The organism is Janibacter endophyticus (assembly GCF_016888335.1).
GTDB lineage: Bacteria > Actinomycetota > Actinomycetes > Actinomycetales > Dermatophilaceae > Marihabitans > Marihabitans endophyticum.
Window position 1 is genome coordinate 2176056 of record NZ_JAFEJG010000004.1, and the last position, 22912, is coordinate 2198967.

Here is a 22912-nt window from a genome sequence, read left to right on the forward strand (position 1 = left end):
ACTCCTCGTGCCGACCGCGATCAGGACGAAGGGGGAGCTCCTCGCCGCCTCCGGCGGATCGCCCGTGCTCCGGGGCGAGGTCCCGTCCGCGACGGGGCTTCCGGCCCTCTTCCTCGAGGGCGAAGGGGTCTGGGCCGTCGCCTTCCTGCGGCCCACCCACGTCCACGGGCTCAACGTCATGCTGCACGCCGGCGACACCGGCCAGGCCATGTCCCAGGGCGCCGTGGCCGCCCTCGACGACCTCGTCCGGTCCGCCCCCTTCGCCTCCTGGCTGGCCGCGGCGCGCCAGGCGGGCGCGACGCACGCGTCCCTGCCCCGCAGGTCGGTCGGCACGATCGGTGACCTGCTCGCCGACGCGGAGCACGCGGTGGGCCGCTGGGAGTGGATGTGGACCGAGGCGGCCCCGCCGGCTCCACCCGCACCGGTCCTCGACCTCGGCACCGGGGCCAAGACGGAGATCGACTCCCTGCTGCAGGCCGACAACGCCCGCACCGACGGTCGCCCCTTCGCCCACCCGGACCAGCGCTGGGTCGGCGTGCGCGACGACGACGGCTCGCTCGTGGCCGTCGGCTGCTGCGAGATCGAGCAGTCCGGCACCCCCATCCTCGCAGGCATCACGGTCGCGGCGCACGCGCGCGGCCGGGGCCTCGGACGCGCGGTCACCGCCGAGCTGACCCGCGGTGCCGTGGCCGAGCACGGCTGGTGCACGCTCGGGATGTACTCGGACAACCCGGTCGCGCGCGGCCTCTACCTCGACCTCGGCTACCAGCGAGGTGCCGAGTGGACGAGCGGGGCGATGAGACCGGCGTGATGCGCCTCAGGGGCATGCGGCGGTCCCGGTCCGCCCCGCCGCCAGGTCGAGCACGTCGGCGACGTCCCCGATGACGGCCCGTCTGCCGGTGCGCTCGACGAAGCGCAACGCCGCCTCGGCCTTGGGCCGCATCGATCCGCGGGGAAGGTCCAGGTCGGTGACGTCGACCCGTCGGACGCGCTCGAGGAGACGTGCGCGCGCCGTGCCGTGATCACGGAGCACGCCGGGCACGTCGGTGAGCAGCAGCAGCAGGTCCGCGCCGATGCTCTCGGCCAGGACCGCCGAGGCGAGGTCCTTGTCGATGACGGCCTCGACCCCGTGCAGCCGGCCGTCCGCGCCCCGCGCGACGGGGGCGGTCCGCCGGGCTCTCGGGTAGGGGCGCCGGGGGCGCCTCAGCCCCTGGGACCGACCTCGGGCGTACCCTCCGAGCCGTCCTGCTCCCTCGCCACCACCGGCGTGGCGTCGATGCCGGCCTCCTTGCGCTGCTCCGCGGTGATCGGCGCAGGCGCGTCGGTGAGGGCGTCGTAGCCGCCGCCGGACTTGGGGAAGGCGATGACGTCGCGGATCGAGTCGGCCCCCAGGAGGAGCATGACGATCCGGTCCCAGCCGAAGGCGATGCCGCCGTGCGGCGGGGCACCGTACTTGAAGGCCTCGAGGAGGAAGCCGAACTTCTCCTGCGCCGCCTCGGCGTCCAGGCCCATGACCTTAAAGACCCGCTCCTGCACGTCGCGGCGGTGGATACGGATGGACCCGCCGCCGATCTCGTTGCCGTTGCAGACCATGTCGTAGGCGTAGGCGAGCGCCGGGCCGGGGTCGGTGTCGAAGGTGTCGAGGAACTCGGCCTGGGGACTGGTGAAGGCGTGGTGGACCGCGGTCCACGCACCCCCGCCGACGGCGACGTCACCGGCGGCGACCGCCTCGGCGGCGGGCTCGAAGAGCGGCGCGTCGACGACCCAGAGGAAGGACCAGGCCGACTCGTCGATGAGCTCGCAGCGCTTGCCGATCTCGACGCGGGCGGCGCCGAGGAGGCCACGGCTGGCCTTGGGCGCACCGGCGGCGAAGAAGATGCAGTCGCCCGGGTTGGCGCCGACGTGGGCGGCCAGTCCGGCCTTCTCCTCGTCGGAGATGTTCTTGGCGACCGGGCCTGCGAGCTCCCCGTCCTCGCCGACGGTCACGTACGCCAGGCCCTTCGCCCCGCGCTGCTTGGCCCACTCCTGCCAGGCGTCGAACTGGCGACGCGGCTGGCTCGCGCCGCCGGGCATGACGACGGCGCCGACGTACTCGGCCTGGAAGACCCGGAAGGGGGTCGAGGCGAAGTACTCGGTGCAGTCGGTGAGCTCGAGGCCGAAGCGCAGGTCGGGCTTGTCGGTGCCGAAGCGCGCCATCGCGTCGGCGTAGGTCATCCGCTCGAAGGGGGTCGGCAGGTCGACGCCGATGGTCGCCCAGACGGCCTTGGCGATGGCCTCGCCGAGCTCGAGGACGTCGTCCTGCTCGACGAAGCTCATCTCGATGTCGAGCTGGGTGAACTCCGGCTGACGGTCGGCGCGGAAGTCCTCGTCGCGGTAGCAGCGGGCGATCTGGTAGTAGCGCTCCATGCCGGCGACCATGAGCAGCTGCTTGAAGAGCTGCGGGCTCTGCGGCAGGGCGTACCACTCGCCGGGCGCGAGCCGCGCGGGCACGAGGAAGTCCCGTGCGCCCTCGGGCGTCGAGCGGGTGAGCGTCGGGGTCTCGATCTCGACGAAGTCCCGCTCCGCGAGGACCGTGCGCGCGGCGGCGTTGACCTTGCTGCGCAGGCGCAGGCCGGCGCCGGCGCTCTGGGCGCCCGGACGCCGCAGGTCGAGGTAGCGGTGCTTGAGGCGCGCCTCCTCGCCGACGGTGACGCGCTCGTCGATCTGGAAGGGCAGCGGCTCGCTGGCCGAGAGCACCTCGATCTCGGAGGCGACGACGTCGACGGCACCGGTCGGGAGGTTGGGGTTGACGTCCTTCTCCTCGCGGGGGGTGACCTCGCCGGTCACCCTGATGCAGTACTCGTTGCGCAGGTCGTGGGCCGCGCCGGTGAGGACCTCGTCCCGGGCGACGACCTGGACGACGCCGCTCGCGTCGCGCACGTCGATGAAGGCCACTCCGCCGTGATCGCGTCGCCGCGCCACCCAGCCAGTGAGGGTGACGGTCTGGCCGGAGTGCTCGGCACGCAGGGTGCCGGCTTCGTGGGTGCGAAGCACGGGTGATCTGTCCTTTGCGAAGGGGTCGAGGCCCGCGGTCGCGGGCCGTCGCTCATCCTACGGACCGGTACCGCGACGCGGCCAACCCGATTCCCCCTCCGCAGCGAGGGCCCCGTCAGGCCAGCACCCTGGCGGTGATGGTGATCGTGCCCGGCGCATCCCTCGCCCACCCCGTCGTGGAGACGTTGACGGAGGTGAGCGAGCGGGCGGGTCGCACAGGGAGCTCCGCGCAGGCCGACGCACCGCCCGCTCGCTGATCCGGTCTCGCGGTCCCCCTGCGCCGGACGGTGCGAGCTGCAGCGCTGGTGGGAGGGCCACGCGAGAGAACGCGAGGATACTCGGCAGGCCCCTGACCAGGCCGTACGGTGGGAGGGTGCCCCCGCTCCCCAGCTCGCCCCGCCCTGTCGCCCGACGCCTCGTCCTTCTCGGCGGGCTGACCTCCGTCGCCGCACTCTCCGCCTGCACCTCCGACGGCGAGGACCAGCCGGTGGCGCAGGGCGCGACGAAGGCGTCAAACGGACGTCAGCTCACCCTCGGCGAGGGCCCGGTTGTCGCCGCCGGCGCAGCGGCGGCGTCCGCGATCGCCGCGTCGGCCGTCCTCTTCGCCCGCAGCCCCGGGGCCGTGGTCGCGGCCGCTGGGGGGGACCTGAGGGCCGCCGCCCAGGCGGCTCGGGCCTCCGGGGTGCCCTGCCTGCTCGACTCCCCCGAGACCGGCGCCGAGCTCGAGCGCCTGGGCGTCGAGAAGGTCTGGCTCTTCCCTGCGGCAGCCGGCACCACCTGGAGTGAAGGGATCCTCGCCGACCGCGAGGAGGTCGACGGGCTCCCGGACACCGACGACGAGCCGGTGCCCGTCGTCGTGGCGACGGCCGACCCAGAGCTGCACGCCGCCGCGGTGGCCACGGTGCTCGCCGCTCACGCCGCTCCCGAGGACGCGCCGGTCCTCACGGCCGACGACCCGCGGGCCGATGCCGTCGTCGCGGCGATCCGCGAGGACGGGGCAGGCCGGCTCGCGGTGGTCGGCGGCTTCGACGCGCTGCCGGACGACGCTCTCGAGCCCGCGGCCCGGATGGCCGCCGAGGCCGACGAGCTGCCGGGGGGCGGGGTCCTGGCCTTCCCGGGCCGTCGGATGATCGCCCTCTACGGGCACCCCGGCACGGGTGACCTCGGGCTCCTCGGGGAGCAGGACGCCGCGGCGAGCGTGCAGCGGGCGCAGGAGCTGGCCACGGAGTACCAGGAGTTCTCGAAGGAGCGGGTGATCCCGGCCTTCGAGATCATCGCGACGGTCGCCGACTCCCAGCCGGGCGCCGACGGCGACTACTCGAGCGAGTCCTCGATCGAGCACCTGCGGCCCTGGGTCGAGGCCGCCGGCGAGGGCGGCGTCTACGTCGTCCTCGACCTCCAGCCCGGCCGGACGGACTTCCTCACCCAGGCCAAGCTCTACGAGGAGCTGCTGCTCCTCCCCCACGTGGGTCTCGCGCTCGACCCGGAGTGGCGTCTCGAGCCGCACCAGCTGCACATGCGCCAGATCGGCAAGGTCGAGGCGGCCGAGGTCGACGAGGTCTCCGAGTGGCTGGCCGCCCTCGTCCGCGACAACGGACTGCCGCAGAAGGTGCTGACCCTGCACCAGTTCCAGCTGCAGATGCTCCGCGACCGCGACCAGATCCGGACCGACCACCCTGAGCTCGCGGTGCTGGTCCATGCGGACGGGCACGGGACGCCCAGCCTCAAGCAGGGCACCTGGGCCGCGCTCAAGGAGGACCTCCCCGAGGGCATGTGGCTCGGGTGGAAGAACTTCATCGACGAGGACACCCCGACCTTCACGCCGGAGGAGACGATGCGCGACGTCGACCCGGCGCCGTGGTTCGTCTCGTATCAGTAGGTGACGCCCTCGACGTAGACCCACCGGCCGGGTGCCAGCAATGAGGTCGACGGCGGTCCGGGCAGGCTCCCCCGCGAGGAGCGGGCCGCAGTGGGTCGCCGGCTCACCCACCTCGCAGGGGCAGGGGGGTTACCGGTGAGCGGGGTGGTCGGTCCACGGGGTGTCGGCGGGGCGTAGGTCCTGCCAGCCGCGATCGCGCATCGCGCACGCGGCGAGGACCCCGACGACGAGGCTGGGGTTGTGCAGGTGGCCGGCGAGGATCGCGTCGCGGACCTCGTCGAGGGTGGCCAGCCGCTCCTCCAGGTGCGCCTCCTCGCCCTCGCGCTCGTGCCGCTCCTCGTCCGGGACAGGGCGCAGGCCCCGGGCGAGGTAGATCCGCAAGGCCTCGTCCATGCCGCCGGGCGAGGAGTAGTAGTCGACGAGCACCGCCCAGTGCTCGGCGACGAGGTCGGCCTCCTCGCCGAGCTCACGCTGCGCGGCGACGAGCGGGTCCTCCCCCTCGACGTCGAGCAGGCCCGCCGGCAGCTCCCACTCGTGAGCAGCGATCGGGTGACGGTACTGGCGGATGAGGAGCACGCGCTCCTGCTCGTCGAGGGCGAGGACGGCGACGGCGCCCGGGTGGTCGACGACCTCGCGGGTCAGCTGCTCGCCGTGGAAGCGGAAGGTGTCGCGGCGCACGTCCCAGACGGCGCCGTCGAAGACGACCTCACGGGAGAGGAGCTCGGGCTCCTCGTGCTCGTCGCGGAGTGGACGCATCAGCTCGGCGAGCCCGCCTCGGCGTCCTCCCGCTCGGGGATGTCGACGCCCTTCGGACGCTCCACCTCGACGAGACGCGCGTCGCGCTGGGCCTGCACGGCCGCACCGATGAGCCCGGCGAAGAGCGGGTGCGCCTGGTCCGGGCGGGACTTGAACTCGGGGTGCGCCTGGGTCGAGACGTAGTACGGGTGCACGTCGGCGGGCAGCTCGACGAACTCGACGAGCCCGAGCTCCGGGTGCGTGCCGCTGACGACGAGTCCCGCACCCTCGAGCTGCGCGAGGTACTCGTTGTTGACCTCGTAGCGGTGGCGGTGCCGCTCGCTCACGGACGTCGAGCCGTAGACGCCGGCGACGACGGAGCCGTCGCGCAGGGTCGCCGGTGAGGCGCCCAGGCGCATCGTGCCGCCGAGGTCGCCCGCACCCTCGACGAAGCTCTTCTGCTCCTCCATCGTCGAGACGACAGGTGCGGGGGTCTGCGGGTCGAACTCCGTCGAGCTCGCGCCCTCGATCCCCGCGACGTTCCGCGCGTACTCGATGACCATGCACTGCAGGCCGAGGCAGATGCCGAGCGTCGGGACCTGACGCTCGCGGGCCCAGCGCAGCGCGCCGAGCTTGCCCTCGATCCCCCGCACGCCGAAGCCCCCGGGCACGAGGACCGCATCGACCCCGCCGAGCACACGCTGAGCACCCTGGGGCGTCTGGCACTCGTCGGAGGCGACCCAGCGGATCCGTACCCGGGCGTCGTGGTGGAAGCCACCGGCACGCAGCGCCTCGGTGACCGAGAGGTAGGCGTCCGGCAGGTCGATGTACTTGCCGACGAGGGCGACCTCGACCTCGTGCTCGGGCTTGTGGACGCGGCGCAGGAGGGTGTCCCAGCTGTCCCAGTTGACGTCCTTGAAGGGCAGGTTGAGCCGGCGGATGACGTAGGTGTCGAGCTGCTCGGTGTGCAGCACCCGCGGGATGTCGTAGATGCTCGGCGCGTCGACCGCCGCGGCGACGGCGTCGGCGTCGACGTCGCACATGAGCGAGATCTTGCGCTTGATGTCGGCGGGGATCTCCCGGTCGGCGCGGAGCACGAGGGCGTCGGGCTGGATACCGACCTGGCGCAGGGCCGCGACGGAGTGCTGCGTCGGCTTGGTCTTCAGCTCGCCGCTCGGGGCGAGGTAGGGCACGAGCGAGACGTGCAGGAAGAAGGAGTTCTCCCGGCCGATCTCGTGGCGGACCTGGCGCGCGGCCTCGAGGAAGGGCAGCGACTCGATGTCGCCGACGGTGCCGCCGATCTCGGTGATGATGATGTCCGGCGCCTCGGCGTCGTCGATCCCGGGGCTGCCGGCCGCGGCGGCCCGCATCCGGTCCTTGATCTCGTTCGTGATGTGCGGGATGACCTGGACCGTGTCGCCGAGGTACTCGCCGCGGCGCTCCCGGGCGATGACGCGGCTGTAGACCTGGCCGGTCGTGACGTTGGCCGAGCCGAGGAGGTCCACACCGAGGAATCGCTCGTAGTGCCCGATGTCGAGGTCGCACTCGGCACCGTCCTCGGTGACGAAGACCTCACCGTGCTGGAATGGGTTCATCGTCCCCGGGTCCACGTTGAGGTAAGGGTCGAGCTTCTGCATCGTCACGCTGAGACCGCGTGCGCGGAGCAGATGCCCGAGGCTCGATGCCGTCAGACCCTTGCCGAGGGAGGAGGCAACGCCTCCGGTCACGAAGATGTGCTTGGTGATGGGCGCCACGGGCTTTCACTTTACGTCACTGCGCGACGCTGTCGTACCGCGACCGCCAACGACGCGCCGATCCGGTCGAGTCGTCCCACGATCCGGCCCGCTCCCGGGCGGCCTCGGCGAGCTGAGAGGCACGAAGGGGGTCGGCCAGGAGGTCGTCGACGGCACCGGCGAGCCGGTGACCGAAGGTCGACGACGGGTGCGGCTCGACGAGCACGCCGACGCTCCTGAGCAGGTCCGGCAGCCCGCCCACGTCCGTGGCGACGACGGGGGTGCCGGCGGCCATCGCCTCCTGCGCGACGAGCGCACGGGCCTCCCACTCGCTCGGGACGACGAGGACGTCGGCGGCGAGGAGCCAGGGGACGACGTCGTCCGTGGCTCCGGCGAGGATCACGCCGAGCCCGGGGACGTCCGGGGCGATGTCGTCCTGGCCGGGGCCGACGAGCACCCACTGCGCGTCGGCGTCGCTGCTGTCGCAGGCCTGGGCGAGCGAGACGAGACCCTTCTGGGGGGCGACCCTGGCGAGGGTCAGCACGACCGGGACGTCGGGGTCGATCTCGTGCCGTGCGAGGAAGTCGCGCCGCTGCGTCGACCGCCACGACCCCCGGTCGGCGCGGAGCAGGTCGGGGACCCGGGGCGAGGGGACCTCGGCGAGCTCCGCGCGGGGTGCGCCGAGGGCGCGCGCGTCCGCGACGAGGTCGCTGCTCGCGCCCGTGACGAGCGCGGCGGCGGAGAGCACCCGGCGGGCGACGACGGAGCCGATGACGCGTCGCGGGGAGAGTCTAGATCCGCGGACCTGGTTGTGCAGACTGACGACGAAGGGGGTCGCCCGGCCGGTCCGTCGGCGCTGCATCCGGGCGGCCAGGGCCGCGACGAGCGCGGCCTGGAAGCCGTGGGCGTGCACGACGTCGACGCTCTGGGCCAGCTCGGCCACCGTCGCGAGCGCCGCCCGGCTGCCGGCCCGGCGCGGGTCCGGCCAGCGGGCGGCCGTGGCGAGGCCGAAACGGTCCGCGGTCACCGGGTGCGCGACGACGGTGACATCGGCGCCGACCTCGGGGAGGGTCGCGACGAGGTCGGCGACGTGCGTGCCGATGCCCCCGGTGCTGGGGCCGACGAGGACGAGGACGGCTGGGCTCATCGGGCTCTCCGCAGCTCGTGGCGCAGGGCGGGATCGGCGAGCAGGCAGACCCCGGCAGCGACTGCGGCAGCACCTGTCCCGAGGACGACGGCGAGGGCGATGGTCCCGCCGCGGGCGAGGTCGAGGGTGCCGAGCCACCACCCGGCGGCGCCCGCGAGGGCCAGTACGGGCAGGAGCCCGAGGATGACCCGCGGCAGGCCGTCCGTCACGGCGCTCCCCCACGCCGGCCGGAGCGCGACGACGAGGAGCACCCCGGAGAGGGTCATCCCGAGCGCCGAGGCCGTCCCGATCGTGCGGAGCGTCGTGACCGCCCCTTCGCCCCGGCCGAGGACGAGCGCCGGCAGGCCGGCGGCGACGACCCAGCCCGCGGCGACGGCAAGGCCGGCGCGCAGCGAGCTGCCGCGGACGAAGAGGGCGCGCATCGCCAGGGCGGCGAGCGAGAACCCGAGCAGACCGAGGCTCGTCGTCGCCAGGGCGGGTGGCAGCCCGTCGAGGACGACCTGCGGGCCGCCGCCGGCGCCGGAGCCGCGGTCGATCGCCGCGAAGAAGGCCCCGACCCCGGGCGCGGCGGCGACGAGGGCTGCGGTGGCGACCCCGGCGAGCGCCAGGATGACGCGCAGGGACCGGTTGAGGGTCTGGGTCGACGTCTCCTCGACGGCGAGGTCCGTGCCTGCCTCCCGTCCGGCGAGCCGGGCGAAGGTCGCCGTCGCCACGGGGACCGCGAGCACCGCGTAGGGCAGGAGGTAGACGGCCTGCGCGTACTGGTGGACGACGAAGGCGCCGTCGCCGCCGGAGCGGTTGGCGACGCGGAGGATGACGAGCAGAGCCACCTGCTGGGCGAGCAGGCCGATGAGCCCCGCGCCGGCGAGCTGCGCGGCGCGGCGCCGGTCGTCGACGGTGAGTGCCCAGCGGGGCCGCAGACGGATGCCCGCCCGGGCGGCGACGAGCAGCAGCGGCAGCGAGAGCGCGACGACCCCGAGCGTCGTGCCGGCACCGAGGACCCACCAGCCGGTGTCCGGGATGCCCGCCGGGCCGGTGCCACGGGAGGGCACGACGGCCGCGTAGGTGAGGTAGGTGGCGATGACGACGACGCTCGACAGGAGCGGCGCCACGGCCGCCGCGAGCAGGCGCTCGTGGGCCTGCAGCGTGCCGGCGACGACCACCCCGATGCCGTAGAGGACGACCTGAGGGCTGAAGAGGACGAGGAGCCGTGCGCCGAGACCGCCGGCACCGTCGATCGGGACCCCGTCGAGCAGGCGTGCGCTGACCCACGGCGCGAGGACGACGAGCAGCAGCGCGACCGGGGTGAGCAGGGCGACCGCGCCGGTGAGCAGGCTCGAGGCCACCTCGTCGCCCCGTCCCTGGCGCCGGGCGGCGGCGACGAGCGGGACGACGACGGCGGCGAGCACTCCCCCGGCGACGATCTCGTAGACGAGGTTGGGGACCGCGTTGACGCTCTGGTAGATCGTGCCGACACCCGTCGAGCCCACCGCCCAGGCGAAGGCGAACCAGCGCAGGAATCCCACGACCCGCGCGAGCGCGGTGACGACCGCGACCTGCCCGGTCGCCCGCCGCAGGCCGGTCGGGCTGGTCATCGTCCCCACGCGTCGATCCGACGAAGGGGTGGGGTCGAGTCGATGACGGCGCTGAAGCTCACCCGCTCGGAGAGCAGGGTCAGCGCGGTCACTCCCACGAGGGCGACCCCTCGGCCTCGCGGGCTCAGGACGCGGACGGCGGCCTGCCCGACGAGCGCGCCCGAGGCGTTGGCGCCGCAGTCCCCGAGCATGGAGCGACCGGCGAGGTCCTCGCGCACGGTCCCGAGCGTCGCGCCCAGCCCGGCGGCCAGGGCCGGTCGGAGGCTCCCCGGGGCGGCGACGAGCAGCGGCAGGGCGAGGGCGGTCGCGACCTTGAGGGCGCGGCCGGGACGGAGGTCGAAAAGGTTGAGCAGGTTCGCGGTCCCGGCGACCAAGGCCGCGTCGACGAGGGACCGGGCGCCAGGCAGGTCCCCCTCACGGTGCGTGGCCCGGTGCTCGATGACGGCGGCGGCGAGCGCGGTGGCCGCGAGCGCTCCGATCTTGAGCACCCCGGAGGTGACCCGGCCCTCGCGGAGCGCCCCGAGGTGACCGCGCAGGCCCTTGACCGTCGTGTCTCCGGCGAGGTCGTCGAGCAGGCCGACCGCACCCGGCACGAGCACCACGAGCGCAGCGCTGCCGTCGGCGGCGACCGCCGCACCGGCGGCCGCCCCGACGACCCACGCCGGTCCTTCGGCCAGGGTCACGTGTCGTCCCGCGTAGTTGGTCCGGGTCAGCGGCGCACGCAGCGCGTGCGGCCAGCGAGGGGCCGAGGCGAGGAGCCCTGACGCGACGACCGCAGCGACGAGGGCGGAGGCGGCCGGGGGACGGCTCACGAGGCGTCCGGGATCGCCGACCCGGCGTCGGCACCGACGCCGTAGTGGCCGGAGTCGCCGCCCTTCTGCTCCCGGAGCGCGAAGACGGTGGCTGCCCGACCGAGTGCCGTGCCGGGGACGTCGACGGTGCTCAGCCCTTCGCTGAGGCCGCTGTCGGCGCGCGCCAGCGTCACCGGCGAGGCATCACCCGAGCTCACATCGGCCGCTCCGGCGAGGAGGACGACGCCGCTGGAGCGCTGGTCGAGGGCCTGCGCGAGCTCGACCCACGCGGTGGCGACCTCCTGGGCCTCCGGGTCCGGGTCGGTACCGCTCTCCTGGACGTCCCCGGCGACGGGACCACCGACGACGACGAAGAGGTCGGACGGGTCGCCGAGCTCTTCCCCCGTGACGAGGCCGGCGTCGGCGAGCCGCTCGAACGCGGCCGCCCGCTGCTCCTGCCCCAGGGTCGGCGAGCCGTCCCCGGTGCGAGCGCCGAGGAGGGTGCCGAGGATGCTGTCGAGGCTGACGTCGGCCCCCGCGGGCCTTCCCAGGTCCTGCAGCAGCTCCCGGGCGACCTCGTCCCGGGATGCCTGGGCGTCCTCGCCGGTCGCGGTCCACGCCGAGCTCACCGAGACGGTAGGCCCGACGGTGGCGCCGGCGCTCTCCAGGCTCTCCTCGAGCTCCCCGGCGGCCGCGTCCTCCGACTCGGGCAGCCGGACGAGGGTGACGCGGGAGTCGGTCAGCTCCCCCGCGAGGACCGCGGGCAGCACCTGCTCCTCGAAGCTCTCGCGGGCGGTGCCGGTGCGCTGCTCGTCGGTGAGCTGGCGGCGCAGGTCGTCCTTGTCCTGGCGCAGCCGGTTGACCTCGTTGGTCAGGGTGGTGCCGATGTCGTCGTTGAGCGGGCCCGCACCGAGCACGATGCCGACGGACAGGGCGATGAGCACGGCCGCGAGCGAGACCATGTGGAAGCGGAAGTCGATCATGTGACGATCCCTGTGAGTGCGGCCCAGAGGTCGTCCCACCAGGCACCGATGATCTGGAGCAGCGCACGCCCGGTGGGCGTCGCCCACAGCGCGACGAGCAGCGCGACGAGCCCGACGAGGGCGAGCGCGAGCAGCGACCACGCGGAGATCCGTGTGCGGTAGAGCCGGCTCACCCCCTTCGCGTCGATGAGCTTGCCGCCGACCCGCAGACGGGTGAGGAAGGTGCTCGACATCCCCGCCCGCCCCTTGTCGAGGAACTCGACGAGGGTGGCGTGGGTGCCGACGGCGACGATGAGGCTCGCCCCGCAGTCGTCGGCGAGGAGCATCGCGATGTCCTCGCTCGTGCCGGTCGCGGGGAAGACGACATGGTCCGTGACGCCGAGCGCCTCCACCCTCTCGACCCCGGGAGCCCGTCCGTCGCGGTAGGCGTGGACCACGACCTCGGCCCCGCAGGTGAGGGTCGCGTCGGAGACCGAGTCCATGTCCCCGACGATCATGTCGGGGCGGTGGCCGGCCTCGACGAGCGCGTCGGCGCCGCCGTCGACGCCGATGAGGATCGGCTTGTACTCGCGGATGTAGTGGCGCAGCGCGACGAGGTCTTCCTTGTAGTGGTAGCCCCGGACGACGATCAGCGCGTGCCGGTCGGTGAAGTCCGTGCGGACGTCGGGGATCCCGACCCCGTCGAAGAGCAGGTCCCGCTCCTTAAGCATGTACTCCATCGTGTTCTCGGCGAAGGACTCCAGCTGGCTGGTCAGGCCGGCCCGGGCCTCGACCATCGCCTGGGCCACCGACTCGGTGGTGAGCACGGTGCCGGCGACGTCGACGTCGCCGCTGTGGAGCACGCCGTCGGCGACGACGCCGTCGGCGCCCTCACGGAGCGCATCCATGACCTGGACGCCCACGGCGTCGATGAGCGGGATACCGGACTCGACGATGGCCTGCGGCCCGAGGTTGGGGTAGCGCCCGGTGATCGACCGGGAGGCGTTGACGACGGCGGCGGGCCGGCAGGCGACGAGGGCCTCTCCGCTCACCCGGTCGATGTCCTCGTGATCGATGACGGCGATGTCGCCGGGGCGCAACCGCTTCGTGAGGTCCTTGGTCCGGCGGTCGACTCGGACCGTGCCGTGCAGACCGGGTCGGTCCACGTCACGGGTGCTCCTACGACGCGTGCGGGGGGACATCCCCGGCATCGTCCCACGAAGGCGGCGTGGGCCCCGGCAGGCACACGCTCGTCAGCCCGGCCGGCAGGAGCGGAGCAGCTCCTCGGCGTGCTGGAGCCCGGCCTCGGTGCCCGCGCCGCCCATCATCCGGGCCAGCTCGACGAGCCGGTCTCGGCCCTCGACCGTCGCGACGTCGCTCGAGGTGATCTCGCCGTCGGTGGACTTGCGGACGACGAGATGCCGGTCGGCGTAGGCCGCGACCTGGGCGAGGTGGGTGACGACGAGGACCTGACTGGTCTGGGCGAGGGCCGCGAGGCGGGCACCGACGTCCAGGCCCGCCTTCCCCCCGACCCCGGCATCGACCTCGTCGAAGACGAAGGTCGGCACGCTCGCGCCGGCTTCGGCGACGGCGACCTCGAGGGCCAGCATGATGCGGGAGAGCTCACCGCCCGACGCCGCCTGCGTCACGGGCCGCGGCGGGGTCCCGGGGTTGGCGGCGAGCAGGATCTCGACGATGTCGGCACCGTGCGGGCCGATGACGCGCGGACCGTCCGGGGTGCCGACCGCGTCGGGTCCCTCGCCGGCCGTCGGGGTCACCCGGACCTCGACGAGCGCCTCGGACATGCCGAGGCGACGCAGCTCGTCCTGGACCCGGCCGGCGAGGCGCGCTCCGGCCGTCGCACGCGCTCTGGTGAGCTCCAGCGCACGCTCGCCCACCGCGCCGGCGGCCTCGGCCACCTGCTCGTCCATGCCCGCGAGCCGGTCGTCGGCCTGCTGCAGCTCGAGGACCCGCTGCCGCGAGGCGTCGCGGCGGGCGAGGACGGCGTCGACGTCGGCGCCGTAGCGGCGGGTCAGCTCACCGAGCCGGGCTCGGCGCGCGTGGATGCTCTCGAGTCGGCTGGGGTCCGCGTCGACCGAGGCCGAGTAGGAGCCGAGATCGGCAGCGACGTCGGCGACGAGGGCGCGCACCTCGACGAGCCGGTCGAGCAGCGGCCCGAGCGCGGCGTCCGCCTCGACGAGCGCGCTCACGGACTGCTCGGCCGCGGCGACGAGGGAGAGCGCGTCCGGCCGCTCGGGCAGGTCGCCGTCGGCGAGGGCGGCGTGGGCGCTCGCCGTGCCGGTGCGCAGGTCGTCGGCGTGCGCGAGCCGCTCGCTCTCGGCGCGCAGCGCGTGGTCCTCGCCCGGCTCGGGGTCGACCTCGTCGATCTGCTCGAGCTGGTAGGTCAGGGCGTCGATTTCCTGCGCCCGGGCCTGCTCGTCGGCGGTGAGCTGCTCGTGCTCCCTGCGGATGGTCAGCCAGGCCGTGCGTGCGGACGCGAACTCGGCGGCGGCGGCACCGAGCGTCTCGCCGCCGTAGCTGTCGAGCACCTCGCGGTGCTGGGCGGCCTGGCGCAGGCGCCACTGGTCGGCCTGGCCGTGGAGCGCGACGAGCCCCTGGGTGATCTCGGCGAGCGTGCCGACCGGCAGGGTGCGGCCACCGGCGTGGGCTCGGCTGCGGCCGGTGGAGCGGACGACGCGGCTCACGGCGAGCGCGCCGTCCTCGATCGTGGCGCCGGCCTCCTCGGCGGCGCGCAGCGCCGTCGAGCTCTCGCTCCCCCCTTCGCCCACGTCGAGGACGGCGTCGACGGAGGCCTGGTCGGCTCCGACGCGGACGAGGCCGGCGTCGGCCCGGGCACCGAGGAGCAGCTCGATGCTCGAGACGAGCATCGTCTTGCCGGCGCCGGTCTCGCCGGTGAGCACGGTGAGGCCGGGGTGGAGCTCGACGGTCGCGTCCTCGATGACGCCGAGGTCGCGGATCCGGATCTCCTCGATCACGAGCGTCCCTCGGGAGCTCCTCGGTCCTCGCGCCGTCCACGCCACCCCTCGACCCGGAGGTCGAACTTCGCGACGAGCCGGTCGGTGAAGGACGAGCTCGTGAGCCGGGCCAGGCGGACCGGCTCGTCGGAGCGGCGGACCTCGATCCGGGCACCGGGGGGCAGGTCGACCGCGCGCCGGCCGTCGCACCACAGCACGCCGTGCCCCTCGGTCCCGGCGACGAGGTCGACGGCCAGCGGTGACGAGGGCGAGATGACGAGCGGACGGGCGAAGAGCGCGTGCGCGCTGATCGGTACGACGAGGACCGCCTCGACCCCGGGCCAGACGACCGGCCCACCGGCGCTGAAGGCGTAGGCGGTCGACCCGGTCGGGGTGGCCATGACGACGCCGTCGCAGCCCCACGTCGACAGGGGGCGGCCGTCGATCTCGACGGTCAGCACGAGCATGCGTTCGCGCGACGCCTTCTCGACGGTGACCTCGTTGAGCGCCCAGCTGCGGGCCAGGACCTCGCCGTCGAGCGTGCCCGTGACCTCGAGGGCCATCCGCTCCTCAACGGTGTAGGAGCGGTCGACGATGTGCTCCACCGTGTCGACGAGGTGCTCGCGCTCGGCCTCGGCGAGGAAGCCGACGTGCCCGAGGTTGACGCCGAGCACCGGGACGCCGCTCCCCCGGGCCAGCTCGGTACCGCGCAGGATCGTGCCGTCGCCGCCGAGGACAACGACGAGCTCGCACCCGGCAGCGGCACCACCGGGCTGCTCGGTGTCGGCCGCGACGACGTCGTGGCCCCGGCCGAGAGGTCCCTCGAGCAGCTCGCCCGTCGGCAGCGCCGTCTCGATCCCCTCCTGCGCCAGTCGGTCGATGACCTCTCCGGCGACCTCGAGGGCCTCGGTCCGCCCGGGGTGGGCGACGAGGAGGATGCGGCGGGTCATCGGGGTCCCTTCCGGCTCGTGAGGTCGGTGATGATCTGCTCCTGAGCCTGCCACGTCAGCCCGACATCCTCGCGACGGGCCAGGTGCACGAGGTACTCCGTGTTGCCCTCGCCACCCGAGATGGGACTCCTCGTGAGGCCGAGGACCTGGAGCCCGAGGGTCGCGGCATCCTCGAGGACGCCCCGCAGCGCGTCGGCGCGGGCGCGGGGGTCGGTGACCACCCCGTGCTTGCTCAGCCGCGAGCGCCCGACCTCGAACTGCGGCTTGACGAGCAGCACCGCCTCCCCGCCGTCCGTGAGGCACGCGGTGACGGCCGGGAGGGCCAGCCGCAACGAGATGAAGCTGAGGTCGCCGACGACCCGGTCCACGGGGCCGCCGATGGCGTCCGGGGTCAGCCCGCGCACCGTCGTCCCGCTGAGGTCCACGACGCGCGGGTCGGCAGCGATCTCGGGAGCCAGCTGGTCGTGGCCGACGTCGAGGGCGAGGACCTCGGCTGCGCCACGGTCGAGGAGGACCTGGGTGAAGCCGCCCGTGCAGGCCCCGAGGTCGAGGCAGCGCAGCCCGTCCACCGTCCAGCCGTGCGGGCCGAAGTCCGCGAAGGCACCGACGAGCTTGTGCGCGGCCCGGCTCACCCACCGGGCGTCGTCACCGGTCACCGTGATGTCGTCGTCCACGCCGACGCGCTGCGAGACCTTGGTGGCGGTCCGTCCACCGACGCTCACGAGCCCGCGGGCGACGAGGTCGGACGCCTGTCCTCGCGACCGGGCCAGGCCGTGGCCGACGAGCGCTACGTCCAGCCGCTCGGTGTCAGTCACCGATGTCGCGCAGTCGCTCCTGCAGCGTCTGCAGGACGCCCTCGGAGACAGCCAGCACGGCGTCGAGGTCGGCGGGGTCGACCTGGTCGAGCTCGCGCAGGGCCGCCTCGACGACGAGGTCGCCGGTCTGCGGGGACGCCAGGTCGGCGGGCGACGGCGCGAGCACCGCGGGCCCGGGCGAAGGGGTGGGGGCCGGATCCGTCATGACGTTGCCTTCTTCGCCGTCTTCTTCGCGGAGGCTCGCTGGGCCGGCGCCTTCTTGGCGGTTGTCGTCTTGGCGGTTGACGTCTTGGCCGCGGTCTTCGTCGCGGCGGCGCGCTTCGCTGGCGTCTTCTTGACTGCTGCCTTCTTGACTGCTGCCTTCTGTGCGGTGGTCTTCGTCGCGGTCGCCCGCGTCGCCGACGCCTTCCTGGCGGCAGCCCGTCGCGCGGGAGTGGCCGACGACCCAGCGTCAGCTCCGCGAGACCGGAGCGCGCTGGCCGCCGCGCTCAGGTCCCCGGGCTCCTCGTCCGGCCATGACTCACGGGCGCTCGACCGGGCGTCGACCGCGTTGCTCTGGGCGCTCGACACGAGCAGTCCGTCGACGAGACGGACGACGTCGAGGGTGCGGCTGAGCACCCCGTCGGCGACGGAGAGCGAGAGATGAACGAGCTGTCGGGCGGGATCCACGCGCTCACGCTACCGGAGGCGCTCGGCCAGCCGGGCGATCTCGCCCCGGCACCACGCAGGGTCGACGCCCCCTTCGTCCGCAGCCGCCCACAGCGCGTCGAGGGCGGCCCGCAGGACGTCCTGGCCATCGCCCCGGATCTCGACGCCCTCGTCCCCGACCCTGGCGGCCGCAGCTCCTCGCACCGACCAGCCCCCGTCGTCCCGGTGGTCTGGGTACGGCTCGAGGAGGCCACGGAGGTCAGCGATGACGTGGTCCGGGCGCCGCGCACGCGGTGCCGCGGCTGCGTCGACCCAGTCGTGGACCCCGGTGAGGACGAGCGCTCCCCCGGTCCCAGCCGCGACCGCTCCGGCGATGTCGGTCTCGAGGCGGTCCCCCACCGCGAGCACCTCCGCCGGGGCGAGGCCCAGGTGCTCGGCCGCGATGACGTACATCGGCGGGTGCGGCTTGCCCATGACCTCGGGGTCGACGTCGACGGCGTTGCGCACGGCGCCCACGAGCGAACCGTTGCCGGGTGCCTGGCCACGGTCGGTCGGCAGCGTCGCGTCGACGTTCGTGGCCACCCAGCGAGCGCCGCCCTGGACGGCGTAGGCCGCCTCACCGAGGTCGGCTGCCGTGACCTCCGGGCCGTACCCCTGGACGACGGCGCGGACCGGGCGCCCCTCCCGGAACTCGCCTGGTGCGACGGGCGCCAGCCCCACCGCTGCCAGGGCGACACGCACGCCCTCACCACCGACCGCCAGGACCGCGGTCCCCGCGGGGAGGGTCCGAGCCAGCACGGTCGCCGCCGCGGTCGAGCTCGTCGCGACGTCCTCGCCGGAGACGCTCAGGCCCAGCGATCTCAGGTGCTCCACGACGTCGGCGGGTGTCCGTGACGCGTTGTTCGTCGCGTAGACGACCGGTTGCTCGAGCGCCTCAAGCACCTCGACGGCGTGCGAGACAGCCAGGGCGCCCCGGTAGACCACCCCGTCGAGGTCGCAGACGAGACCGCGATACCTGTCGATGAGGCGTTGCACCGGGATCAGTCCCGGGTGCCGTCGGCGTCGATGCTGTGGTCCTCGACGACAGCATCGTCGTGCCGACCCTGCTCGCCCAACCCGTTGTCGACGACCGCGACACCGTCGAGCTCGTCCACCCGCTCGCCGGCGTCGGTGAGCCCCTCGTGATCGGCGACCGCAGCCCGGGCGAACCACTCGCGTGCGTCCTCCCCGCGGCCGACCTCGAGCAGCGCGTCGGCGTAGGCGTAGAACAGCTGGGCCGACCAGGGCTTCTGAGGTCCCTCGACCGAGCTCTGCAGCGCGAGGACAGCAGCCTGCGGCTGGCCCATGTCGCGCCGGATGCCGGACCCGACGATGAGCATCTCGACCTGGTCCTCCGGGCCGAGCGCGCGTGCCTCGGGCGACCGGAGGAGCTCCAGGGCGCGCTCGGGCCGGCCCAGGCCCCGCTCGCAGTCGATCATCAGGGGCAGCAGGTGCGACGACCCGCTGAGCCGGCGCACGGTGCGGAACTCGGTGAGCGCCCGGGCGTAGTCACCCATGCGGTAGGCCACGAAGCCCAGGGCCTCACGCGCAGCCGGCACGCGGCCCGCCCGACGGACCACGGTCTCCGCGTGCGCCAGGGCAGCCGGGTAGTCCTCCTCCTCGAGCCGACGGGCGATCATCACGAGGTGCTGGGCGACGCCGTCGGCGTTCTCCTTGCTCAGGGTCCGCAACTGGGTCCGCACCGAGCGGTCGATCTCCTTGCCGGTGACGTCCTCGTCGATGGCCGGCTCGGGCCGCCGTCCCTCCTTGGGCACGAGGCGCGCCCCGCTGGTCCGCCCATCACGGTCCGCTCCCCCACGGGCCGGGCGCGCGGACGCGCCCTGGTCCCGGCGGTCCTCCCGGCCGCGATCGTCCTGCCGCCGCCGGTCGTCCCCGCGGCCCTCACGTCGGCGATCGTCACCGCCTCGCTCGTCACGCCGGAAGCCACCCGACCCGGGTCGCTCTCCGCTGCGCGGCGGGCGACCTCGGCCATCAGCAGAACTGTGGCTACGAGGCTGATCTTCCACGACGACTCTCTCCTTCTCCTGGGGCCGCGCACCAGGGTAAACCTTGTCCCAGAATGCAAGAAACGCCCTGCTCGGCGAACCGAGAGGGCGTCTCTTGAAAGTATGTCCGGCTGCGTCCTACTCTCCCACACCGTCACCAGTGCAGTACCATCGGCGCTGAAGGGCTTAGCTTCCGGGTTCGGAATGGAGCCGGGCGTTTCCCCTTCGCTATGACAGCCGAAACTCTATGGAGATATCAGTCTTCCCGACCGTATCTCGGGAACTGCACAGTGGACGCGAACATCAGAACTTCAAAGAAGTGTGTATCAAGTTATCGGCTTATTAGTACCAGTCAGCTACATGCATTGCTGCACTTCCACGTCTGGCCTATCAACCCAGTAGTCTACTGGGAGCCTCTCGGAGCAAGCTCCATGGAAACCTCATCTTGAGACGTGCTTCCCGCTTAGATGCTTTCAGCGGTTATCACTTCCGAACGTAGCCAATCAGCGGTGCCCTTGGCAGGACAACTGACACACCAGTGGTTCGTCCAACCCGGTCCTCTCGTACTAGGGTCAGCTTCTCTCAAGTTTCCTACGCGCACAGAGGATAGGGACCGAACTGTCTCACGACGTTCTAAACCCAGCTCGCGTGCCGCTTTAATGGGCGAACAGCCCAACCCTTGGGAGCAACTCCACCCCCAGGATGCGACGAGCCGACATCGAGGTGCCAAACCATCCCGTCGATATGGACTCTTGGGGAAGATCAGCCTGTTATCCCCGGGGTACCTTTTATCCGTTGAGCGACGGCGCTTCCACAAGCCACCGTCGGGTCACTAGTTCCGACTTTCGTCCCTGCTCGACATGTCTGTCTCGCAGTCAAGCTCCCTTGTGTACTTACACTCGACACCTGATTGCCAACCAGGCTGAGGGAACCTTTGAGCGCCTCCGTTACATTTTAGGAGGCAACCGCCCCAGTTAAACTACCCACCAGGCAATGTCCCTGATCCGGATCACGGACCGAGGTTAGACAACCAGAACGACCAGAGTGGTATTTCAACGATGACTCCACACACACTGGCGTGCATGCTTCACAGTCTCCCACCTATCCTACACAAGCCGTCCCGATCACCAATACCAAGCTATAGTGAAGGTCCCGGGGTCTTTCCGTCCTTCTGCGCGTAACGAGCATCTTTACTCGTAGTGCAATTTCGCCGAGTTCACGGTTGAGACAGTGGAGAAGTCGTTACGCCATTCGTGCAGGTCGGAACTTACCCGACAAGGAATTTCGCTACCTTAGGATGGTTATAGTTACCACCGCCGTTTACTGGGGCTTAAATTCTGAGCTTCGCCCAAAGGGCTAACCCGTCCTCTTAACCTTCCAGCACCGGGCAGGCGTCAGTCCGTATACATCGTCTTGCGACTTCGCACGGACCTGTGTTTTTAGTAAACAGTCGCTTCTCCCTGGTCTCTGCGGCCCATCATCCTAGTCCGTAAAGGACTTCAGAATCCGGGCCCCCCTTCTCCCGAAGTTACGGGGGCATTTTGCCGAATTCCTTAACCATGATTCACTCGATCGCCTTAGTATTCTCTACTTATCCACCTGAGTCGGTTTGGGGTACGGGCGGCTAGAACCTCGCTAGAGGATTTTCTCGGCAGCATAGGATCACCCTGCTTCCCGCTGATGCGGTCACTATCAGGTCTCAGGATATGTGTCAGACGGATTTGCCTATCTGACTCCCTACACCCTTGGACGTGGACAACCATCGCCACGCGGAGGCTACCTTCCTGCGTCTCCCCATTGCTTGACTACTACTAGCTTGGGTCGAGCGTTCCACTCACCTGTGGGACCGAAGTCCCTTTGGTGTGCTTCAGGCTCTTAGCATCACTAGATTCGTCATGGGCGGTTCTTCGCCGGTTCCGGAATATCAACCGGATGTCCATCGACTACGCCTGTCGGCCTCGCCTTAGGTCCCGACTTACCCAGGGCAGATTAGCTTGACCCTGGAACCCTTGGATATTCGGCGGACGGGTTTCTCACCCGTCTTTCGCTACTCATGCCTGCATTCTCACTCGTGTGGCATCCACGGCTGGTTCACACCGCCGCTTCGCTCGCCACACGACGCTCCCCTACCCATCAACACGCTTGGACCACAAGGGCCATGCAATGTGTCAATGCCACAGCTTCGGTGGTGTGCTTGAGCCCCGCTACATTGTCGGCGCGGAATCACTTGACCAGTGAGCTATTACGCACTCTTTAAAGGGTGGCTGCTTCTAAGCCAACCTCCTGGTTGTCATTGCAACTCCACATCCTTTCCCACTTAGCACACGCTTAGGGACCTTAGCTGGTGATCTGGGCTGTTTCCCTCTCGACTACGGAGCTTATCCCCCGCAGTCTCACTGCCACGCTCTCACTTACCGGCATTCGGAGTTTGGCTAACGTCAGTAACCTGGTGAGGCCCATCGGCTATCCAGTAGCTCTACCTCCGGTAAGAAACACGTGACGCTGCACCTAAATGCATTTCGGGGAGAACCAGCTATCACGGAGTTTGATTGGCCTTTCACCCCTACCCACAGCTCATCCCCTCAGTTTTCAACCTAAGTGGGTTCGGTCCTCCACGACGTCTTACCGTCGCTTCAACCTGGCCATGGGTAGATCACTCCGCTTCGGGTCTAGACCCAGCGACTCATTCGCCCTATTCGGACTCGCTTTCGCTACGGCTTCCCCACACGGGTTAACCTCGCCACTGAGCACTAACTCGCAGGCTCATTCTTCAAAAGGCACGCTGTCACCCCACAAGGAGGCTCCAACGGATTGTAGGCACACGGTTTCAGGATCTATTTCACTCCCCTCCCGGGGTACTTTTCACCTTTCCCTCACGGTACTTGTCCGCTATCGGTCACCAGGGAATATTTAGGCTTAGCGGGTGGTCCCGCCAGATTCACACGGGATTTCTCGGGCCCCGTGCTACTTGGGATGACTCTCTGGAGTGCACATCATTTCGTCTACGGGGGTTCCACCCTCTGTGCCGGGCCTTTCAATGCCCTTCGACTATAACGCGCATTTCTTACTCCATGTCAGCTTGTCAGAGCTGACCAAGAGGTCCCACAACCCCGACCATGCAACGCCTGACAGCTATCACGCATGATCGGTTTGGCCTGTTCCGCTTTCGCTCGCCACTACTCACGGAATCGCGGTTGCTTTCTCTTCCTGTGGGTACTGAGATGTTTCACTTCCCCACGTTCCCTCTACCCAGCCTATGTGTTCAGCTGGGAGTGACTGGACTTGCCTCCAGCCGGGTTTCCCCATTCGGAAATCCTCGGATCAAAGTCTGGTTATCGACTCCCCGAGGCTTATCGCAGATTCCTACGTCCTTCTTCGGTTCCTGGTGCCAAGGCATCCACCGTGTGCCCTTATAAACTTGAGCCACAAAGATGCTCGCGTCCACTGTGTAGTTCTCAAAATACGGGCGGCCCTGATCGATCGTGGCGCCTGCCGCTCAGTCGCGGTGGTTCGTCCAGCTGATCAGGTCCTGCCGTGTCAGCACGGCCTAGAGGTCAAGCTTTCGCCCGAGCCCTCAGGACCCAACAACGTGTCAGGCACCGCT

Annotated in this window: 18 protein-coding genes and 2 rRNA genes; 2 read left to right on the plus strand and 18 right to left on the minus strand. The window is 71.2% G+C overall.

Annotated features, from left to right (window positions below; translation table 11 throughout):
* Window positions 1-7: 7 nt before the first annotated feature.
* Entirely contained in the window at window positions 8-811 is an 804-nt protein-coding gene (locus JNO54_RS15010) for a GNAT family N-acetyltransferase (protein WP_204143851.1), read from the plus strand.
* Between the two features lie 6 nt (window positions 812-817).
* On the opposite strand, the gene JNO54_RS10475 is transcribed toward JNO54_RS15010, so the two are convergent.
* The gene (locus JNO54_RS10475; RefSeq protein WP_204144668.1) at window positions 818-1207 is read right to left on the minus strand and encodes an amino acid kinase family protein; all 390 of its coding nucleotides are present in this window, start codon (window positions 1205-1207) and stop codon (window positions 818-820) included.
* On the minus strand, window positions 1204-3033 hold the full coding sequence (aspS, locus tag JNO54_RS10480; RefSeq protein ID WP_204143852.1) for an aspartate--tRNA ligase: 1830 nt from the start codon (window positions 3031-3033) through the stop codon (window positions 1204-1206). Before aspS ends, JNO54_RS10475 begins: the two co-directional genes overlap by 4 nt.
* Window positions 3034-3406: 373 nt before the next feature.
* Between aspS and JNO54_RS10485 the strand changes: the two genes are divergently transcribed.
* A complete protein-coding gene (locus tag JNO54_RS10485; RefSeq protein WP_204143853.1) occupies window positions 3407-4912 on the plus strand; it encodes a hypothetical protein in 1506 nt (501 codons plus the stop codon).
* Window positions 4913-5041: 129 nt separating this feature from the next.
* On the opposite strand, the gene JNO54_RS10490 is transcribed toward JNO54_RS10485, so the two are convergent.
* The 16 genes from JNO54_RS10490 to JNO54_RS10565 all read right to left on the minus strand — a co-directional run bounded on the left by JNO54_RS10490 (window position 5042) and on the right by JNO54_RS10565 (window position 22732).
* A complete protein-coding gene (locus JNO54_RS10490) occupies window positions 5042-5668 on the minus strand; it encodes an NUDIX domain-containing protein (RefSeq protein WP_204143854.1) in 627 nt (208 codons plus the stop codon).
* On the minus strand, window positions 5668-7401 hold the full coding sequence (pyrG, locus tag JNO54_RS10495; RefSeq protein ID WP_307818167.1) for a CTP synthase: 1734 nt from the start codon (window positions 7399-7401) through the stop codon (window positions 5668-5670). The genes JNO54_RS10490 and pyrG overlap by 1 nt, the downstream gene beginning before the upstream one ends.
* A gap of 16 nt (window positions 7402-7417) precedes the next feature.
* The gene (locus tag JNO54_RS10500) at window positions 7418-8527 is read right to left on the minus strand and encodes a glycosyltransferase family 4 protein (protein ID WP_204143855.1); all 1110 of its coding nucleotides are present in this window, start codon (window positions 8525-8527) and stop codon (window positions 7418-7420) included.
* Entirely contained in the window at window positions 8524-10122 is a 1599-nt protein-coding gene (gene murJ, locus JNO54_RS10505) for a murein biosynthesis integral membrane protein MurJ (RefSeq protein WP_204143856.1), read from the minus strand. The genes JNO54_RS10500 and murJ overlap by 4 nt, the downstream gene beginning before the upstream one ends.
* Window positions 10119-10934 carry a hypothetical protein gene (locus JNO54_RS10510; RefSeq protein WP_204143857.1) on the minus strand — a complete coding sequence of 272 codons (816 nt, stop codon included), beginning with the start codon at window positions 10932-10934 and terminating at the stop codon, window positions 10119-10121. Before JNO54_RS10510 ends, murJ begins: the two co-directional genes overlap by 4 nt.
* Window positions 10931-11896: a copper transporter gene (locus JNO54_RS10515; RefSeq protein ID WP_204143858.1), complete on the minus strand. Its 966-nt coding sequence runs from the start codon at window positions 11894-11896 to the stop codon at window positions 10931-10933. The genes JNO54_RS10510 and JNO54_RS10515 overlap by 4 nt, the downstream gene beginning before the upstream one ends.
* Entirely contained in the window at window positions 11893-13077 is a 1185-nt protein-coding gene (gene steA, locus JNO54_RS10520) for a putative cytokinetic ring protein SteA (protein WP_204143859.1), read from the minus strand. Before steA ends, JNO54_RS10515 begins: the two co-directional genes overlap by 4 nt.
* Before the next feature lie 51 nt (window positions 13078-13128).
* Window positions 13129-14871 (minus strand): DNA repair protein RecN, encoded by a 1743-nt coding sequence (gene recN / locus JNO54_RS10525; protein ID WP_204143860.1) that lies wholly within the window; start codon window positions 14869-14871, stop codon window positions 13129-13131.
* The gene (locus JNO54_RS10530) at window positions 14868-15800 is read right to left on the minus strand and encodes an NAD kinase (protein WP_204143861.1); all 933 of its coding nucleotides are present in this window, start codon (window positions 15798-15800) and stop codon (window positions 14868-14870) included. Before JNO54_RS10530 ends, recN begins: the two co-directional genes overlap by 4 nt.
* Window positions 15797-16615 carry a TlyA family RNA methyltransferase gene (locus JNO54_RS10535; RefSeq protein WP_204143862.1) on the minus strand — a complete coding sequence of 273 codons (819 nt, stop codon included), beginning with the start codon at window positions 16613-16615 and terminating at the stop codon, window positions 15797-15799. The genes JNO54_RS10530 and JNO54_RS10535 overlap by 4 nt, the downstream gene beginning before the upstream one ends.
* The gene (locus tag JNO54_RS10540) at window positions 16608-16820 is read right to left on the minus strand and encodes a hypothetical protein (protein ID WP_204143863.1); all 213 of its coding nucleotides are present in this window, start codon (window positions 16818-16820) and stop codon (window positions 16608-16610) included. Before JNO54_RS10540 ends, JNO54_RS10535 begins: the two co-directional genes overlap by 8 nt.
* Window positions 16817-17284, minus strand: coding sequence for a hypothetical protein (locus JNO54_RS10545; protein WP_204143864.1), 468 nt, complete (start codon window positions 17282-17284; stop codon window positions 16817-16819). Before JNO54_RS10545 ends, JNO54_RS10540 begins: the two co-directional genes overlap by 4 nt.
* A 9-nt stretch (window positions 17285-17293) precedes the next feature.
* Window positions 17294-18298, minus strand: coding sequence for an HAD-IIA family hydrolase (locus tag JNO54_RS10550; RefSeq protein WP_204143865.1), 1005 nt, complete (start codon window positions 18296-18298; stop codon window positions 17294-17296).
* Between the two features lie 5 nt (window positions 18299-18303).
* Window positions 18304-19077 (minus strand): tetratricopeptide repeat protein, encoded by a 774-nt coding sequence (locus tag JNO54_RS10555; RefSeq protein WP_204143866.1) that lies wholly within the window; start codon window positions 19075-19077, stop codon window positions 18304-18306.
* A 356-nt stretch (window positions 19078-19433) separates the two neighbouring features.
* A 5S ribosomal RNA gene (gene rrf / locus JNO54_RS10560) occupies window positions 19434-19550 on the minus strand.
* Window positions 19551-19630: 80 nt separating this feature from the next.
* Window positions 19631-22732 (minus strand): 23S ribosomal RNA (locus JNO54_RS10565).
* Window positions 22733-22912: the final 180 nt, after the last annotated feature.

What these genes read in the sequence shown, in the direction of transcription:
- JNO54_RS10490 (WP_204143854.1), bottom strand. Translation starts at nt 5,668, where the DNA reads ATGCGTCCACTCCGCGACGAGCACGAGGAGCCCGAGCTCCTCTCCCGT.
- JNO54_RS10500 (WP_204143855.1), bottom strand. Translation starts at nt 8,527, where the DNA reads ATGAGCCCAGCCGTCCTCGTCCTCGTCGGCCCCAGCACCGGGGGCATC.
- murJ (WP_204143856.1), bottom strand. Translation starts at nt 10,122, where the DNA reads ATGACCAGCCCGACCGGCCTGCGGCGGGCGACCGGGCAGGTCGCGGTC.
- JNO54_RS10515 (WP_204143858.1), bottom strand. Translation starts at nt 11,896, where the DNA reads ATGATCGACTTCCGCTTCCACATGGTCTCGCTCGCGGCCGTGCTCATC.
- steA (WP_204143859.1), bottom strand. Translation starts at nt 13,077, where the DNA reads ATGTCCCCCCGCACGCGTCGTAGGAGCACCCGTGACGTGGACCGACCC.
- JNO54_RS10530 (WP_204143861.1), bottom strand. Translation starts at nt 15,800, where the DNA reads ATGACCCGCCGCATCCTCCTCGTCGCCCACCCCGGGCGGACCGAGGCC.
- JNO54_RS10540 (WP_204143863.1), bottom strand. Translation starts at nt 16,820, where the DNA reads ATGACGGATCCGGCCCCCACCCCTTCGCCCGGGCCCGCGGTGCTCGCG.